This is a genomic window from Streptomyces griseosporeus, assembly GCF_014656055.1.
Classification (GTDB): Bacteria; Actinomycetota; Actinomycetes; order Streptomycetales; family Streptomycetaceae; genus Streptomyces; species Streptomyces griseosporeus.
Map to the genome: position 1 here is coordinate 486644 of NZ_BNBR01000004.1, position 16199 is coordinate 502842.

Here is a 16199-nt window from a genome sequence, read left to right on the forward strand (position 1 = left end):
CCGCAGACCGGCGAGCCTCTTCGCCGTTTCCGGCTCGTGCAGGCCCTCGGTCCGGTCCCCGGAAACTCACCCCTGCGTGCGGCGCCGCCGCGCCCACGACATCCCTGCGGCCCCGGCGGCCACCAGCGCCGCCGCGGCCGCCCCGAGCGGGAGCGCGGCCCGGCCCACTCCGGTCTTCGGCAGCTGGTCGGCGCCCGGCGCGACCGGCCTGTTGTCGGTGCCGAGGAGGAGCGGGGTCGCGGGGGCGTCCGGCGACGGGTTCGTCGTACCGAACGGCACCGGGCCCTGCTGCCAGAACGTCTTCTTCCCGTCGCTGCTCTGGACGGGCAGGCAGATCCTTCCCCTCTTGCCCAGGTCGTAGGTGGCGTCGACGGTGTACGCCTTCGAGGCGCCGGGCTCGAGACGGCCGACCGCACAGCTGAAAGCGCTGTTCGAACCTTCCGGCAGATCCTTTGCGGCGAGTGCGGAACAGCCCTTGACGGAATGGACCTCAAGACCGTCGAATCCCACCACCAAAAGCCGGATGTCACCGCTGTCCTTGCTGCCCGCGTTCTTCACCGTCGCGGTAATCGTTGTTTTGTGCGAACTGTTGTCGACCGAGATCTTCTCCGGCAGCAGCGTGCTCAGTTCCACGCCCGCCGGTGCCGGGTCCACGGCCTTTCCCCCCTTACCGCTGCCGGGCCCCTGGTCATCGGCCCAGGTGGGTCCGGAAAGGATCACCACCGCCGAGAAAGCCGTCGTGACCAGCGCTCCCGCGACCGTCGTCGTACGACGAGAACTCATGTTCGTCCCCCTTGCGTCCCCCTGGACTGCGCCTGAATTCGCAGTACTTGAAGAGGTACCACAAGATTTCCCCGCACTATGCTGATACGGCGCGAACTGTGGCCGATATGTTTCACCGGGGGCGGTCGTCGAGGGGGTGCCACGGAATTGGTGGGAAATACGGGAGGCGGCGGGAACACGGGCCGGGGCGGTATTCCCGGGTTGCAGGTGGCGGGCCGTTATCGGCTGGTCGAGAGTATCGGCCAGGGGGGAATGGGACGGGTGTGGCTCGCGGTCGACGAAATACTGGACAGGCTGGTCGCCGTGAAGGAGATACGCATCGACGGCCCGGACGCCGAGGACGCGCGCACCCGGCGTGAGCGCACCCTGCGCGAGGCCCGGGCGACGGCCCGCATCGACCACCCGCACGTCGTCCGCGTCTACGACGTCGTGGACGAGGGCGAACTCCTGTGGATCGTCATGGAGTTGGTGGCGGGCCGCTCCCTGGAGCGCCTGACGGCCGAGCGGGGCGCCCTCGGCCCCCGCGAGGCGGCGCGGATCGGCCTCGGCCTGGTCGCGGCGCTGCGGCAGGTGCACGCGCGGGGCGTCCTGCACCGCGACATCAAACCCGGCAACGTCCTGGTCGACGCGGACGGCGACCGGGTCGTCCTCACCGACTTCGGTATCGCCGCCATCCAGGACGCCAAGGCGCTGACCATGGTCGGCATGCTGGTCGGCTCGCCCGACTACATGGCCCCCGAGCGCATCGCGGGCCGCCCGCAGGGCCCGCCGTCCGATCTGTGGTCCCTGGGCGCGACGCTCTGCGCGGCACTGGCGGGCCGCTCCCCGTTCTCCCGCGAGACGACCCTCGCGACCCTGCACGCGGTCTTGTACGAGGAGCCCGAACTGCCGGCCGCCGCAGGCCCGTTGCGGACGGTGCTGGCGGCCCTGCTGCACAAGGACCCGGCGGCCCGCCCGACCCTGGACGCCCTGGAGGAGGCCCTGCGGTCGGTGGCCGGCCCGGACCAACCCCCGACGGCACAGCCACCGGGGGAGCGGCCGGAGCCGGCAAGCGGGACGAACGGCCCCGCCGAGGCACCGGCGCCGGTCCTCCTGGACGCCTCACGACCCCAGCCCCCACCCGGAGTACGGGAAGAGCCCCCGCGGCCCCGACACCCGGGCGCGGCCACTGTCACCCCGGTCGCCCCTCACTCGGCGCCCACCGCGCCACGCCCCCACCCCGGCGTCTCCGACCCGCCCGCCGGGACCGACACCCGCACCCGGCGCCGTACGGCCCTCGTCGCGGCCGTCGGCGTCCTCACGGCCGCAGCGCTCGTGGCCGTCGCGGTGACCGTGCTGCCCGGGGACGGCCGGCCGTCGGCACAGGGCCACCACACCGCGGCCACCGCGGCATCGGCCCCCACGGCCCAGGACACCACCGCGTCGGCCGAGGCCACCGCCCCGTCGCCGTCCGCTCCCGCACCCACCGTCGCGGGCACCTCCCGGCCCCCCGCCCTGCCGCCCGGCGCGCACCGGGAGGCGGGCGGCTACGCGTGGGTCACGCCCTTGGGATGGCGCCGGGACGTGCGCACGGGCTCCGAGGTGCACTACACGTCCCCGGACGGGACACAGGAACTGGCGGCCAAGGCGTCACTGGCCCGGGGCCGCCTCATCGACACCTGGCGGCGCTCCGAGCGCGACGCCCGGCGCGGCCGGGAGTACCGCACGATCCGCCTGGAGGAGACGACGTACCGCGGGCACCCGGCGGTGGTGTGGGAGTACACCTTCACCCTGGACGGCGCCGCCTGGCACGCCCGCCTCCTCGGCTTCACCGAGGAAGGACGGACGTACCAGGTGAACACGTGGTACCGGCCGGGCGCCGAGAGCCGCGCGCTGCGGATCTACGAGGACGTGAAGGCCGGCTTCACCGTCCTCTAGTCGCTCACAGCTCGGCGCGCGCCTCCGCCCGGCCCTTGAGGACCTGCTGCTTCACCACGGCGATCACCAGCACCACCGCCGCCACGAGCAGCGACAGCAGCACCGTCTCCCGGCCGTCGTGCTCGGTGTCCGTGAGCATGTAGCCCAGCACGAACACGATCATCGCGGCCGTCGCCCACGTCAGGTACGGGTACAGCCACATCTTCACGACCAGCTTCTCCGGCGCCTCCCGCTGGATGATCTTCCGCATCCGCAGCTGCGAGAAGCAGATCACCAGCCACACGAACAGCGCGACCGCGCCGGAGGAGTTGAGCAGGAAGAGGAAGACCGTGTCGGGGAACTTGTAGTTGAAGAACACCGCCACGAAGCCGAAGACGACCGAGACGAGGATCGCCGTCTGCGGCACGCCCCGGCTCGTCGTCCGCGCGAACGCCTTGGGCGCGTCACCGCGCTGGCCGAGCGAGAACGCCATGCGGGAGGCCGTGTAGAGGCCGGAGTTGAGACAGGACAGCACCGACGTCAGCACGATGAAGTTCATGATCTGACCGGCGTGCGCGATGCCGAGGGAGTCCAGGGCGGCGACGTAGGAGCCCTCGTCGGCGATCGACTTGTCGTTCCACGGCAGCAGCGTGACCACCACCAGGATCGAGCCCAGGTAGAACACGGCGATACGCCAGATGATGCTGTTCGTCGACTTGGTGACGGCCCGCTGCGGGTCCTCCGACTCGCCGGCCGCCAGCGTGGCGATCTCGCTGCCCATGAAGGAGAAGACGACGAGCAGCACACCGGTGAGGATGGCGCCCGGTCCGTGCGGCAGGAAGCCGCCGTGGTCGGTCAGGTTGGACAGGCCCGCCTTGTCGCTGTCGACGCCGGGCAGGACACCGAAGACGGCCAGGCCGCCGATCACGATGAACGCGCCGATGGCGACGACCTTGATCCCGGCGAACCAGAACTCGAACTCGCCGTAGGAGCCGACGGAGACCAGGTTGGTGGCGGTGAGCACCACCATCACGATCAGGGCCCAGCCCCACTGCGGTACGGCGGGGATCCACCCTTCGAGGATCTTCGCGCCGGCGGTCGCCTCGACGGCGAGCACGACGACCCAGAAGAACCAGTACAGCCAGCCGATCGAGAAACCGGCCCACGGGCCGAGCGCGCGGTCGGCGTGCGCGGAGAAGGAACCGGAGGTCGGGTTGGCCGCGGACATCTCACCCAGCATCCGCATCACCAGCACCACGAGCGTGCCGACGAGGGCGTACGAGAGGAGGATGCCGGGACCTGCGGTGGCGATGCCGGAGCTGGACCCCACGAAGAGTCCGGCGCCGATCACACCGCCGATGGCGATCATCGACAGATGGCGGTTCTTGAGTCCTGCCTGGAGACCGGATCCGGAGTTCCCGGGATCACCGGTGCCTCCCTGGCCGTGTCCGGCCTTCGTGACGGTCGGCTGCGAGGTCATGGGACGGAATTCCTTTGCGCCGTTCGATCTTGTGGATCTTTCTCTCCCGTACGAGCGGTGTACGAGCCGGTCCAGTGAATCCGAGGTGACGGAATTCGTGAACCTCTGATTCCGTATTGTTAACTTGAGCTTTTCCTGAGGTTCTGTGGTCTTGCTCACACATTTCGGGCACACCACCCCGCCCTGCCGTCCGGCAGGTCCCATGTCACACTCATCCCATGCGCGTGTATCTCGGCTCGGACCATGCCGGCTTCGAACTCAAGAACCACCTCGTCGAATGGCTCAAGGCGGCGGGCCACGACCCCGTCGACTGCGGCCCGCACATCTACGACGCCCAGGACGACTACCCGCCCTTCTGCCTGCGCGCCGCGGAGCGCACGGCCGCGGACGACGGCGCCCTCGGCATCGTGATCGGCGGCTCCGGCAACGGCGAGCAGATCGCCGCCAACAAGGTCAAGGGCGTACGGGCGGCCCTCGCCTGGAGCGAGGAGACCGCGGCGCTCGGCCGCCAGCACAACAACGCCAACGTCGTCGCCGTCGGCGCGCGCATGCACACCCAGGAGGAGGCGACCAAGTTCGTCGAGGTCTTCCTGAACACGCCGTTCTCCGGCGACGAGCGCCACGTCCGCCGCATCGACATGCTCTCGTCCTACGAGACCACGGGTGAGCTGCCCGCCATCCCGGCGCACCACCCGCAGCAGGACTGACCGCGCCCGCACGGGCAGCCAGGCACCCGGGGCTGGAAGGGACACGCACCGTGCCGGAGGGGCACACGATTCACCGGCTGGCGTACGACTACGCCGCCCGCTTCTTCGGCACGGCCCCGCGGGTCACCAGCCCCCAGGGCAAGTTCTCCGACGCCGCCGACCTGCTCAGCGGCTCCCCGCTGACCGCCACCGAGGCCCACGGCAAACACCTGTTCCTGCGGTTCCGCGACGCCGACTGGGTCCACATCCACCTCGGCCTGTTCGGCAAGGTGGCCTTCGGCGACGCCCCCGCGCCCCCGCCCACCGACACCGTCCGCCTGCGCCTCGCGAACGACACGGCCTGGGCCGACCTGCGCGGACCCACCACCTGCGCCCTGATCACCGACGCCGAGAAGCGGGCGATACACGACCGCCTCGGCCCGGACCCGCTCCGCGAGGACCCCGACCCGGACGCGGCCTGGCGCCGCATCTCCCGCAGCCGTACGACGATCGCCGCGCTGCTCATGGACCAGAAGGTCGTCGCCGGCGTCGGCAACGTCTACCGCGCCGAGGTCCTCTTCCGGCACGGCATCGACCCCTACCGGCCGGGCAAGGACCTCACCCCCGCCGCATGGCAGGCGATCTGGACCGACCTGGCCGCCCTCATGCGCGAGGGCGTACGGCACAACCGCATCGACACCGTCCGCCCCGAACACACCCCCGAGGCGATGGGCCGCCCGCCCCGCGTCGACGACCACGGCGGCGAGGTGTACGTCTACCGCCGGGCCGCCCAGCCCTGCCACATCTGCGGCGACGAGATCCGCACCGCCGGCCTCGCCGCCCGCAACCTCTTCTGGTGCCCCACCTGCCAGAAGGCCTGAGGCCCGGCTAGGCCGTGTCTTTCGGATCACCCCGGGGCCGCGGGGCTTGGCACGCACATCTGCCGCGTTGTCGTCAGTCGCCGACGCGCCGCGTCGACTCCCTCCTCCGCCTTGCAGCTGCACGCACCAAGCCCCGCTCACCGGCACCACGAAGGCACCGCGCCCCCGAGTCGGGCTGATCCGAAAGACACGGCCTAGAAGCCGTGCGGCAGCCACGGGGCCACCGCCGAGCCGAACCCGACGGACGCCTCCGCCAGCGCGCCCCGCCGCAGCTCCCGCACCCGGCCCGCCGCCGCGAGCGCCGTGAGGGAGACGCCGCCGAGGTAGGCCGCGCCCAACTCCCGCACCGACAGGGCGAGATCCGCGGCATCCCGGGTGCGCTCGCAGGACGCGCCCTTCGCGTCGCCGGTCAGCCGCCAACGCCCCTCGTTCCACGGGCAGAAGGCGTCCTCGACCTCCAGCACCACATCCACCGGCACCTGGTACGTACGCGCCGCCAGCGCGGCCCCGACGTCCACCGGGCGGACGTACAGCGCGTCCCGCAGCCGCACCTGGCAGCGCCGGATGTCCGACACCTGGTACTGCCAGGCCTCGTCCACCGGACGGCCGTGCAGCTTCACCGTGCTCGTCAGGTCGACGCCGAACACGAACCGCCACAGCGCCGCCTCGGCCGCCGGGTCGAGCCCGTACAGCTCCTCCAGGAACACCGTGCCGTCGTGCCCGCTCGGCCCCCAGCCCAACTTGGTGCGGAACCGGGCGAATCCGACGACCTCGCCGTCCCGCTCCGCCACCACGCACTGCAGCGGCGACGCCCCGTCCCGCCCGTCCTCCGGATCCAGCAGACCCACCCGCTCCCAGCCCGGCCGGTGCCGGGCCAGCATCCCGGGCCTGCGCGGCACCGCAGCGGCGTACACCGCCTCGCACGCGTCGAGGGCGTCGGCGGGCGCCGCGTACCGCAGCCGTACGCCGTCCGTGCCGGGCGGCACCGACAGCGACACCCGCGCGGTGTCGATCTCCGCGCCGACCTGGAAGGTCCCCGCGCCGTACCCGAACCGGCCGTAGATCCCCGGCTCGGACGCGGTCAGCACCGCCAGCGGCTCCCCCCACCGCCGTACATCGTCCAGCTGCCGCCGCATCATCGACGTCAGCACCCCGCGCCGCCGGTGCGTCGCGGCCACGCTCACCATCGTGACGCCCGCCGCCGGGACCACCGCCCCGCCCGGCACGGTCATCCGGAACGAGAACGCCCCGGCCGTGCCCACGACCAGGTCCCCGTCCCAGGCTGCGACAAAGCGGTCGAACTCGGTCAGCTCCCGCCACAGCGCGCGCTCCTCGTCCGACTCCGTGGCCCCGCCGAAGGCCCGCAGCAGGTTGTCGTAGAACCGGTCCCAGTCGTCCTGCCGCAGCACCCGCAGCTCGGTCGCGGACCCCGCCGCCCAGTCAGTCGCCATGAACCATGCCTACCAGGGCCCTTGCGGACGGGCCAGGGAATTTCCCCCGGGCCCCCGCGCGCCGGCGGCACGTGAAGTTCACTGTGAAGTCGAACCTCGGACGGGGGACAAGTGGGACCTCCCGTGCCAAGCAGCTGGTCCGATGGATAGGGTCCCGAACTGATGGCAGCAGGACGAGAACGGCGCGCGGCGGCCGACACGTTCCCGGCCCGGTGGAAGATGCAGTGGCACCGGGTCCGCGTCGGCGTGCGCCGGTCCGCGGTCGACTACTTCCGTGGCGACGGCTCGGACTGGATCGCCCTCGCCGGACTCTTCCTCACCATCCCGCTCATCGCGGGCATGACCCTCGTCGACCCCGTCTGGTTCTCCCCGGCCGCGCTCGTGCTGCCCATCGTCGCCGGCGGCCTGCTGCTGCGCCCGGCCAGCCTGCTCGGCCTGTACGCGGCCGCCGCCACCGCCCTCATCGTGGAGTCGGTACGGCTCGGCCCCTACACCGAGGGGCCCTCCCGGGTCACCCCGGGCGTCGTCCTGGTCGTCGCCGCGTGCGGCTTCGTCGGCCTGCTCATCGCCCAGTTCCGCAGCCGCGTCGGCGTGCCCTGGCGGCGCGGCGGCACCATGCTCTTCGACCTGCGCGAACGCATCCGCGTCCAGAGCAAGCTGCCCCGGCTGCCGCGTGGCTGGCACCACGAGATGGCGCTGCGCCCGGCCGGCGGCCAGTCCTTCTCCGGCGACTTCGTCGTCGCCGCCCGCACCAACGGCGGCCGCACCCTGGAGGTCGTCCTCACCGACGTCTCCGGCAAGGGCATGGACGCCGGCTCCCGCGCCCTGCTGCTGTCCGGCGCCTTCGGCGGACTGCTGGGCTCCCTGCCCCCGCACGCCTTCCTGCCCGCCGCCAACGGCTATCTGCTCCGCCAGGAATGGGAGGAGGGCTTCGCCACCTCCATCCACCTCGTCCTGGACCTCGACTCCGGCGACTACGAGCTGTACTCCGCGGGCCACCCGCCCGGCCTCCAGCTCAGCGCGGGCAGCGGCCGCTGGGAGGAGAAGGCCGCCGAGGGCCCCCTCCTCGGGGTGTACGACGGCGCCCAGTTCGACCCGGTGAAGGGCTCCCTGCGCCCCGGTGACGTCCTGATGCTGTTCACCGACGGCCTCGTGGAGACCTCCGACCGCGACATCGTCGAGGGCATCGACCGGCTCACCGGCGAGGCCGACCGCTATGTCCCCGGCGGCTTCCACGGCGCCGCCTGGCACCTCATCGAGGCGGTCGCCAAGGACGTCAACGACGACCGGGCGCTGCTGCTGATCTGCCGAGAGGGCCCGACGGCCGCCGCGGCCCGCTGACCCCGCGCGGCGGCTGCCACACTGGGCCGATGACCGAGACCCCGAGGACCGGGACGTTGTCGCTCGCCGAGGTGGAGGCCGTCGCCCGCGCCGCGCACGCCGGCCAGACCGACAAGGCGGGGCGGCCGTACGCCGAGCACCTGCGGGCCGTCGCCGAGGGCGTGCGCGCCCGGGGCGGCGACGCCGAGCAGATCGCCGCGGCCTGGCTGCACGACGCCGTGGAGGACGACGCCCTGTCCGAGCAGTGGCTGGCAGATGCCGCGCTGACCCGTCGTACGAAGGACATCGTCCGCGCGGTCACCAAGCGGGGCGGCGAGCCGCCCGAGGCGTACGCCCGGCGCATCCTCGGCACCCCGGGCGCCCTCCTGGTGAAGGAGGCCGACCTGGCGCACAACGCGGACCCGGCCCGGCTCGCCGTCCTCGACGCGGCCACCCGCGCCCGGCTGACCGAGAAGTACGCCCGCATGCGCGCCCTGCTCGGCCTCGCCTGACGGCCGGCGTCAACTCGTCTCACTCCGCGGCGCCCTGAAGGACGAAACGTTCCCCCAGGTCAGACCGTCATCGGCGGTTCAGGCAGCGGCGGATGCGACCGACGATGTGTCACACGCCGCATGAGGTGGCCGGGTTGGTGGCACGATGGTCCTGCGGGGGTGTGCGGGGTGGCACCTCCGGGCCGGGAGAGCGGACCGACCGAGGGTGTGATCGATTGTGGCCATTTCACTGTCCGTCGTGCTGCTGTTGGCGATCATCCTGGTGGTGATGATCCGCGCGGGCTCCATCAAGGCCGGCCCCGCCATCGTGGCCGTCCTCTTCGGCTTCTTCCTGGCCTCGACCGGCATGGCCCCGTCGATCCAGCGCTTCCTCGACTCCATAGCGCAGTCGATCAACTCGATCAGCTTCTGACCCGCCCCGGACACGCCTCAGGGCCGGACCGAGAGGAGAACCTCCGGTCCGGCCCTGAGCCGTACAGAGCGGGCGACGGGAATCGAACCCGCGTAGCCAGTTTGGAAGACTGGGGCTCTACCATTGAGCTACGCCCGCACACAGTGCGCCGCAGGCCAGACGGGCCGCGGCACTGCAAGGCATCCTAGCGGGTCGCCCCCCGTCGCCGCACACCCCGTTTCCGCCCGCCGCGGCGGGCACGAAATGCGGCGGCCCCACTGCCTGCGGGCATGTACCCTACGTGTCGCACCAGACGGGGTGTGGCGCAGCTTGGTAGCGCGTCCGCTTTGGGAGCGGAAGGCCGTGGGTTCAAATCCCGCCACCCCGACCACCTGCTCGACCACCTGCTCCGCGATCTGGCGGTCATGTGGTCGACCACCTGCTCGAAGCCGCCCGGTCATCGCCCGCCCACCGCCCGATCACCGCGCGGGCTCCGTGAGTGATCGCCTTTTGGGCGGCTCGGCGGCTGCGGTTACTATGCAAGCTGCGCGCCCGTGTGTCTCACCCTCTGAAGTCCTCCGGGCGGCGAAATCCGCCGGGGCCGGTCTGGCTCCGGCAGAACCCGAGAAGTCAGCCACAAGGAGACCGAACCGTGAAGAGCGCCGTGGAGACCCTGAACCCGACCCGGGTTCGGCTCACTGTCGAGGTGCCCTTCGAGGAGCTCAAGGACAGCCTCGACGCGGCGTACAAGAAGATCAACCAGCAGGTCACGGTGAAGGGCTTCCGCAAGGGCAAGATCCCTGCCCGTGTCATCGACCAGCGGTTCGGTCGCGGCGCCGTGCTGGAGGAGGCCGTCAACGACGCGCTTCCCAAGTTCTACACGGAGGCGGTCAACGAGGCCGAGCTCTCCGTCCTGGGCCAGCCCGAGGTCGACATCACGGAGCTGAAGGACGGCGAGACGCTGAACTTCACCGCCGAGGTCGACATCCGCCCCGCCCTGGAGCTCCCCGAGGACTTCTCGTCCATCGAGGTCGAGGTCGACGCCGTCGAGGTGACCGACGAGGACGTCGAGAAGTCCGTCGAGCAGCTGCGTGAGCGCTTCGCCTCCACCACGCCGGTCGAGCGCGCCGCCGAGGACGGCGACGTCGTCACCGTCGACCTGGAGGCCAAGGTCGAGGGCGAGGTCCTCGAGGACGGCATCGCCAACGGTGTCTCCTACACCATCGGCTCCGGCGAGCTGCTCGACGGCATCGACGACGCCGTCAAGGGCCTGTCCGCCGGCGAGGAGGCCACCTTCACCTCCGAGCTGAAGGGCGGCTCCGCGGCCGGCAAGGAGGCCGAGGTCACCGTCAAGGTCACCCAGGTCGCCAAGCGTGAGCTGCCGGAGCTGGACGACGAGTTCGCGCAGCTCGCCTCCGAGTTCGACACCCTCGAGGAGCTGAAGGCGGACAGCCGCAAGCGCCTGGCGAACATGAAGCAGTACGACCAGGCCACGCAGGCCCAGGAGCGCGTCCTGGAGAAGCTGCTGGAGCTGGTCGAGGTGCCCGTCCCCGAGAAGCTCCTCGAGGACGAGATCAACACCCGCAAGCACAACCTGGAGCACCACCAGCTCGGCCAGATGGGCCTGACCCTCGACAAGTACCTGGAGATCCAGGGCAAGACCGCCGAGGAGTTCGAGACCGAGACCCGTGAGGCCGCGGTCAAGGGCATCAAGACCCAGTTCGTCCTCGACGAGCTGGTCAAGCGCGAGAAGCTCAACGTCAACCAGGAGGAGCTCACCGAGCACCTCATGCGCCGTGCCGCCTCCTCCGGCATGTCGCCCGACCAGTTCGCCCAGGCCGTCGTCGAGGGCGGCCAGGTGCCGCTGCTCGTCGGCGAGGTCGCCCGCGGCAAGGCCCTGGCCCTGGTCGTCGAGGCCGCCACGGTGAAGGACACCAACGGCGAGGTCATCGACCTGGACGACGAGGAGGAGACCGAGGCCACCGACGCCGAGGCCGCCGACTCCACGGAGTCCGCCGAGGAGAACACCGAGGCCTGAGCAGCCCTGCGGCGCCTCTGACGCACGTACGAGCGGGCCCCTGGGAGCTTTCCCGGGGGCCCGTCCGCATCCCCGGGCGCGGTGACCGACGCAAGGGGCGCGGGGAATTGCGCGACCCGCCACGACGGACCCGCGGCCCGACGACAAGCCCCGCCACCCCCGCGAACCGAACCCGGTCGGCCCCGCGGAGCGCTACGCCCCCGGCGAACACCGTCATTCCCGGGATTCCCCGAAGGGACCCGCGCGTTAGGGTCCATGAATACGAGGGCAGGGGAGTCTCCGAGATCGACTCCCGCCCCGCAGGGAAACGTGAGACGGCCCGGCGCCGTCGCAAGACGAGCAGGTGGATACGTGACGAATCTGATGCCCTCCGCCGCCGGCGAGCCTTCCATCGGCGGTGGCCTCGGCGACCATGTCTACAACCGGCTGCTCAACGAGCGGATCATCTTCCTCGGCCAGCCGGTCGACGACGACATCGCGAACAAGATCACCGCACAGCTGCTGCTCCTTGCCGCCGACCCGGACAAGGACATCTACCTGTACATCAACAGCCCCGGCGGTTCGATCACGGCCGGCATGGCGATCTACGACACCATGCAGTACATCAAGAACGACGTGGTGACGATCGCCATGGGCCTCGCGGCCTCCATGGGTCAGTTCCTGCTCAGCGCGGGCACCCCCGGCAAGCGCTTCGCGCTGCCCAATGCCGAGATCCTGATCCACCAGCCCTCCGCCGGCCTCGCCGGCTCGGCCTCGGACATCAAGATCCACGCCGAGCGGCTGCTGCACACCAAGAAGCGCATGGCCGAGCTCACGGCCCTGCACACCGGCCAGTCGGTCGAGCAGATCACCCGCGACTCGGACCGCGACCGCTGGTTCGACGCGTACGAGGCCAAGGAGTACGGCCTCATCGACGACGTGATCGCCACGGCCGCCGGCATGCCGGGCGGCGGCGGCACCGGGGCGGGCTCCTAAGGGCCCCCAGCGGCCCTCAGCGGCCCGCGCGGCCCTCGGTCGGCCCAGGAGGCCGGCCACGGCCCCTCCGGCCCCCGGGGACCCGCACCTGGACCCACACCGCCCCAGCCACCGCCCCAGCCCCTCTCAGGAGACACCGTGAACGACTTCCCCGGCAGCGGCCTCTACGACCGTACGCGCGCCGAGTACACCGGCCCGGCGGCCGAGTCCCGCTACGTCATCCCGCGCTTCGTGGAGCGCACCTCCCAGGGCATCCGCGAGTACGACCCGTACGCGAAGCTCTTCGAGGAGCGCGTGATCTTCCTCGGCGTCCAGATCGACGACGCCTCCGCCAACGACGTCATGGCGCAGCTGCTGTGCCTGGAGTCGATGGACCCCGACCGGGACATCTCGGTCTACATCAACAGCCCCGGCGGCTCCTTCACGGCGCTGACGGCGATCTACGACACGATGCAGTTCGTGAAGCCGGACATCCAGACGGTCTGCATGGGCCAGGCGGCCTCCGCCGCGGCCATCCTGCTGGCCGCCGGTACGCCGGGCAAGCGCATGGCCCTGCCGAACGCGCGCGTGCTGATCCACCAGCCCTACAGCGAGACCGGCCGCGGTCAGGTCTCCGACCTGGAGATCGCCGCGAACGAGATCCTGCGGATGCGCTCGCAGCTGGAGGAGATGCTGGCCAAGCACTCCACCACGCCGATCGAGAAGATCCGCGAGGACATCGAGCGCGACAAGATCCTCACGGCCGAGGACGCGCTGTCCTACGGCCTGATCGACCAGATCATCTCCACCCGGAAGATGAACAACGCCGCTGTCCGCTGACCGGACCGGTAATGTCTACCGCCCCTTGGTGCGGTCCACGTCAAAGTGAACCGTGCCAAGGGGGGCCCGAACGGGGGGCCCGGCAAGGTACCGTCGGACATAAGGCAGCACCAGGAGTCGCTGGACAGCAAGGTGTCCAGTCGTCTCCCAGGCGAAGGGGAAGCACACCGTGGCACGCATCGGTGACGGCGGCGATCTGCTCAAGTGCTCGTTCTGCGGCAAGAGCCAGAAGCAGGTCAAGAAGCTCATCGCAGGCCCCGGTGTGTACATCTGCGACGAGTGCATCGATCTCTGCAACGAGATCATCGAGGAGGAGCTGGCCGAGACCAGCGAGGTGCGCTGGGAGGAACTGCCCAAGCCCCGGGAGATCTACGAGTTCCTCGAGGGCTATGTGGTGGGCCAGGAAGCGGCCAAGAAGGCGCTCTCCGTCGCGGTGTACAACCACTACAAGCGCGTCCAGGCCGGCGAGAACGGCGGCGGCAGCAGCCGCGAGGACGCCATCGAGCTGGCGAAGTCCAACATCCTGCTGCTGGGCCCGACGGGTTCCGGCAAGACGCTCCTCGCGCAGACCCTGGCCCGCATGCTGAACGTCCCGTTCGCGATCGCGGACGCGACGGCGCTGACGGAGGCGGGCTATGTCGGCGAGGACGTCGAGAACATCCTGCTGAAGCTCATCCAGGCCGCGGACTACGACGTCAAGAAGGCCGAGACGGGCATCATCTACATCGACGAGATCGACAAGGTCGCCCGGAAGAGCGAAAACCCGTCGATCACGCGTGACGTCTCCGGCGAGGGCGTGCAGCAGGCCCTGCTGAAGATCCTGGAAGGCACCACGGCCTCGGTCCCGCCGCAGGGTGGCCGCAAGCACCCGCACCAGGAGTTCATCCAGATCGACACGACGAACGTGCTGTTCATCGTGGGCGGTGCCTTCGCCGGCCTGGAGAAGATCATCGAGTCCCGGGCGGGTGCGAAGGGCATCGGCTTCGGCGCGACGATCCGCTCCAAGCGGGAGCTGGAGTCCAAGGACCAGTTCGAGGACGTCATGCCGGAGGACCTGGTCAAGTTCGGCATGATCCCCGAGTTCATCGGCCGTCTGCCGGTGATCACCTCGGTCCACAACCTGGACCGCGAGGCCCTGCTGAAGATCCTCGTCGAGCCCCGCAACGCGCTCGTGAAGCAGTACCAGCGCCTGTTCGAACTCGACGGCGTGGAACTGGACTTCGAGCGCGAGGCCCTGGAGGCCATCGCCGACCAGGCCATCCTCCGCCAGACCGGCGCCCGCGGCCTGCGCGCCATCATGGAGGAAGTCCTCATGTCGGTGATGTACGAGGTCCCGTCCCGCAAGGACGTGGCCCGGGTCGTCATCACCCCGGACGTGGTCCACAACAACGTCAACCCGACCCTGATCCCCCGCGACGCGCGGGGCCGGGGCCCGGGCGAGCAGAAGACGGCCTGACGCCACCCACGACCCACACGAAGGGGCCCCGGTCGACCGACCGGGGCCCCTTTGTTGCGTCGGAAGGACCTTCGTTCAGAAGGCCGTACCGGTTGGTCCGACCGTTACCGACGCCCAGTTCGCCGACTCAGTGCGCGCGCTCGCACGCCGGCTGGGCGACGTCCCACTTGACGCCGATCTGGACAAGCCCATCGATGCAGAGGGGGTTGGCGGCCCAACCGAGCGGTAGGCGGATCGCCTTCTGGTTGCAAGCAGCCTTGACCTTGGGGCCTACCAGGTAGCCGTGATCTCTGACGTAGTCGAGGCATCCCCGGTAGCCGAGTGCCGACGCCGGAGTCGCGGTGACGATGGGCGTGATCATCGCAGCCGCCGTGATGCCCGCTGCAGCGAGAGCCCGAGTAACCCTCAGTGATTTCATCAACGTCCTCCCGTTTTTGATGTTGATGTCTGAGAGGGCCACCCAACCATGAAATCGAACACAGGTTCAATCCAGTTCGGCTCGCGTGGCTCGAACTGTGCGACGGGCTCGGGCGGTTGCTCAACCGGCCGAGCCCGTCGGTATCCGCGGAGATGTCAGGCCTTGACCCGGACCGCCTCGCGGAACTTGGCCGTGATGTCGGCCGCGGCCGCGGCGTCGGACTTCTTCTCCGCCATCATGTCGGCCAGGTTCATGGGCATGACCAGGCCCAGGGTGCTGTGGTCGCCCCAGGCGCAGTAGGTCACGTTCATCTCCTTCGGCCCCTCCTCGGAGGAGTCGGTGGGCTGCATCTTGGCGTCCTGGCACTTCAGGACGGCACCCTTGGCATTGTCGTACGACTTCGGCTCACCGATCATGGTGACCTTCACGTCGTCGTCCGCGTCCTTGCCGGACTCGCTCTTCATCTTGGCCAGGAAGGCGTCGACGACCGCTTCAGGGTCCTTGATCTCTCCGTAGACGCCACCGAACTTGATCATCTTCTGGGCCAGGGGGTTGTCCTTGTTGCCCGAGATGTAGGAGGCGCTGACGTCGGTGGGGTTCTTGACGCCCCACTTCTCGGCGTCCTTGATGTCCTCCTTCGTCATGGAGTCGTCGTCGCTGGCGTCCTTCTTGTAGTCGCCCAGGACGGTCTCCGGAGCCGTCAGCTTGTGCGGGCCGTCGTCCGCGATGTCCGAGCCGCTGCCGCTCCCACCGAGCACGAAGTACGCGCCGACCGCGATCGCCGCGACGACCGCCACCGCGCCGATGATCAGGCCCGTCTTCTTCTTGCCGCCGCCCGGGGCCGGGGGCTGCGGGACGGCGCCGTAGGGCTGCTGGCCGTAGGGGGCCTGGCCGTACGGGGGCTGCTGCGGCGGCACGCCCTGCGGGGCCTGCTGCGGGTAGCCGTACGCCGGCTGCGGGGCCTGCGGCTGCTGGGGGTAGCCGTAGCCGGGCTGGGGCGCCTGCGGCTGCTGGCCGTAAGGACCCGGCTGACCGTACGGTCCGGGCTGCTGGGGCTGCCCGCCGTACGGGCCCGGCTGGTTGTGACTCATTA

The 16199-nt window shown here is 70.4% G+C and carries 15 protein-coding genes and 2 tRNA genes; 11 read left to right on the forward strand and 6 right to left on the reverse strand.

Annotated elements, in window-relative coordinates; genetic code table 11:
- Positions 1-66 precede the first annotated feature (66 nt).
- Positions 67-783, reverse strand: coding sequence for a hypothetical protein (locus tag IE308_RS21185; RefSeq protein WP_190219137.1), 717 nt, complete (start codon positions 781-783; stop codon positions 67-69).
- A gap of 207 nt (positions 784-990) precedes the next feature.
- Here IE308_RS21185 and IE308_RS21190 point away from each other — a divergent pair, with 207 nt between their 5' ends.
- Complete coding sequence (locus IE308_RS21190) at positions 991-2700, forward strand: serine/threonine-protein kinase (protein ID WP_268256488.1); 1710 nt, start codon at positions 991-993, stop codon at positions 2698-2700.
- Between the two features lie 4 nt (positions 2701-2704).
- Here IE308_RS21190 and IE308_RS21195 read toward each other — a convergent pair whose 3' ends face one another.
- Positions 2705-4159, reverse strand: a complete 1455-nt coding sequence (locus IE308_RS21195; RefSeq protein ID WP_190219139.1) for an amino acid permease — start codon at positions 4157-4159, stop codon at positions 2705-2707.
- Positions 4160-4377: 218 nt separating this feature from the next.
- On the opposite strand from IE308_RS21195, the gene IE308_RS21200 reads away from it, so the two are divergent.
- Together IE308_RS21200 and IE308_RS21205 are read left to right on the forward strand one after the other, a co-directional pair.
- Positions 4378-4866: a ribose-5-phosphate isomerase gene (locus IE308_RS21200; RefSeq protein WP_110628171.1), complete on the forward strand. Its 489-nt coding sequence runs from the start codon at positions 4378-4380 to the stop codon at positions 4864-4866.
- Positions 4867-4916: 50 nt separating this feature from the next.
- Positions 4917-5726, forward strand: coding sequence for an Fpg/Nei family DNA glycosylase (locus IE308_RS21205; protein WP_190219140.1), 810 nt, complete (start codon positions 4917-4919; stop codon positions 5724-5726).
- A gap of 194 nt (positions 5727-5920) precedes the next feature.
- On the opposite strand, the gene IE308_RS21210 is transcribed toward IE308_RS21205, so the two are convergent.
- Positions 5921-7177, reverse strand: coding sequence for a GNAT family N-acetyltransferase (locus tag IE308_RS21210; RefSeq protein ID WP_190219141.1), 1257 nt, complete (start codon positions 7175-7177; stop codon positions 5921-5923).
- A gap of 162 nt (positions 7178-7339) precedes the next feature.
- Between IE308_RS21210 and IE308_RS21215 the strand changes: the two genes are divergently transcribed.
- The 3 genes from IE308_RS21215 (at position 7340) to IE308_RS21225 (ending at position 9421) form a co-directional block, all read left to right on the forward strand.
- Positions 7340-8518, forward strand: a complete 1179-nt coding sequence (locus IE308_RS21215) for a PP2C family protein-serine/threonine phosphatase (RefSeq protein WP_110628168.1) — start codon at positions 7340-7342, stop codon at positions 8516-8518.
- A 29-nt stretch (positions 8519-8547) separates the two neighbouring features.
- Positions 8548-9009, forward strand: a complete 462-nt coding sequence (locus tag IE308_RS21220; RefSeq protein WP_190219142.1) for an HD domain-containing protein — start codon at positions 8548-8550, stop codon at positions 9007-9009.
- Between the two features lie 217 nt (positions 9010-9226).
- Positions 9227-9421 (forward strand): hypothetical protein, encoded by a 195-nt coding sequence (locus IE308_RS21225; RefSeq protein WP_110628166.1) that lies wholly within the window; start codon positions 9227-9229, stop codon positions 9419-9421.
- A gap of 67 nt (positions 9422-9488) precedes the next feature.
- Here IE308_RS21225 and IE308_RS21230 read toward each other — a convergent pair.
- A tRNA-Gly gene (locus IE308_RS21230) sits at positions 9489-9559 on the reverse strand.
- 155 nt (positions 9560-9714) lie between these two features.
- Here IE308_RS21230 and IE308_RS21235 point away from each other — a divergent pair.
- The 5 genes from IE308_RS21235 (at position 9715) to clpX (ending at position 14688) form a co-directional block, all read left to right on the forward strand.
- A tRNA-Pro gene (locus tag IE308_RS21235) sits at positions 9715-9791 on the forward strand.
- Between the two features lie 261 nt (positions 9792-10052).
- Entirely contained in the window at positions 10053-11438 is a 1386-nt protein-coding gene (gene tig / locus IE308_RS21240; protein ID WP_190219143.1) for a trigger factor, read from the forward strand.
- Between the two features lie 363 nt (positions 11439-11801).
- Positions 11802-12413, forward strand: coding sequence for an ATP-dependent Clp protease proteolytic subunit (locus tag IE308_RS21245; RefSeq protein WP_162655716.1), 612 nt, complete (start codon positions 11802-11804; stop codon positions 12411-12413).
- Positions 12414-12551: 138 nt separating this feature from the next.
- Complete coding sequence (locus IE308_RS21250; RefSeq protein ID WP_110628163.1) at positions 12552-13232, forward strand: ATP-dependent Clp protease proteolytic subunit; 681 nt, start codon at positions 12552-12554, stop codon at positions 13230-13232.
- A 169-nt stretch (positions 13233-13401) separates the two neighbouring features.
- Positions 13402-14688, forward strand: a complete 1287-nt coding sequence (clpX, locus tag IE308_RS21255) for an ATP-dependent Clp protease ATP-binding subunit ClpX (RefSeq protein WP_110628162.1) — start codon at positions 13402-13404, stop codon at positions 14686-14688.
- Positions 14689-14815: 127 nt separating this feature from the next.
- Here the strand turns inward: clpX and IE308_RS21260 are convergent, their stop codons facing one another.
- Both IE308_RS21260 and IE308_RS21265 read right to left on the reverse strand, forming a co-directional pair.
- Positions 14816-15148, reverse strand: coding sequence for a hypothetical protein (locus tag IE308_RS21260; RefSeq protein WP_190219144.1), 333 nt, complete (start codon positions 15146-15148; stop codon positions 14816-14818).
- A 113-nt stretch (positions 15149-15261) separates the two neighbouring features.
- Positions 15262-16197: a hypothetical protein gene (locus IE308_RS21265; protein ID WP_190219145.1), complete on the reverse strand. Its 936-nt coding sequence runs from the start codon at positions 16195-16197 to the stop codon at positions 15262-15264.
- Between the last annotated feature and the right edge of the window lie 2 nt (positions 16198-16199).

Bases quoted from the DNA above. Each gene is read 5' to 3' on its own strand.
- IE308_RS21185 (WP_190219137.1), bottom strand. From the start codon at position 783: ATGAGTTCTCGTCGTACGACGACGGTCGCGGGAGCGCTGGTCACGACG.
- IE308_RS21195 (WP_190219139.1), bottom strand. From the start codon at position 4,159: ATGACCTCGCAGCCGACCGTCACGAAGGCCGGACACGGCCAGGGAGGC.
- IE308_RS21200 (WP_110628171.1), top strand. From the start codon at position 4,378: ATGCGCGTGTATCTCGGCTCGGACCATGCCGGCTTCGAACTCAAGAAC.
- IE308_RS21210 (WP_190219141.1), bottom strand. From the start codon at position 7,177: ATGGCGACTGACTGGGCGGCGGGGTCCGCGACCGAGCTGCGGGTGCTG.
- IE308_RS21215 (WP_110628168.1), top strand. From the start codon at position 7,340: ATGGCAGCAGGACGAGAACGGCGCGCGGCGGCCGACACGTTCCCGGCC.
- IE308_RS21220 (WP_190219142.1), top strand. From the start codon at position 8,548: ATGACCGAGACCCCGAGGACCGGGACGTTGTCGCTCGCCGAGGTGGAG.
- IE308_RS21245 (WP_162655716.1), top strand. From the start codon at position 11,802: ATGCCCTCCGCCGCCGGCGAGCCTTCCATCGGCGGTGGCCTCGGCGAC.
- IE308_RS21265 (WP_190219145.1), bottom strand. From the start codon at position 16,197: ATGAGTCACAACCAGCCGGGCCCGTACGGCGGGCAGCCCCAGCAGCCC.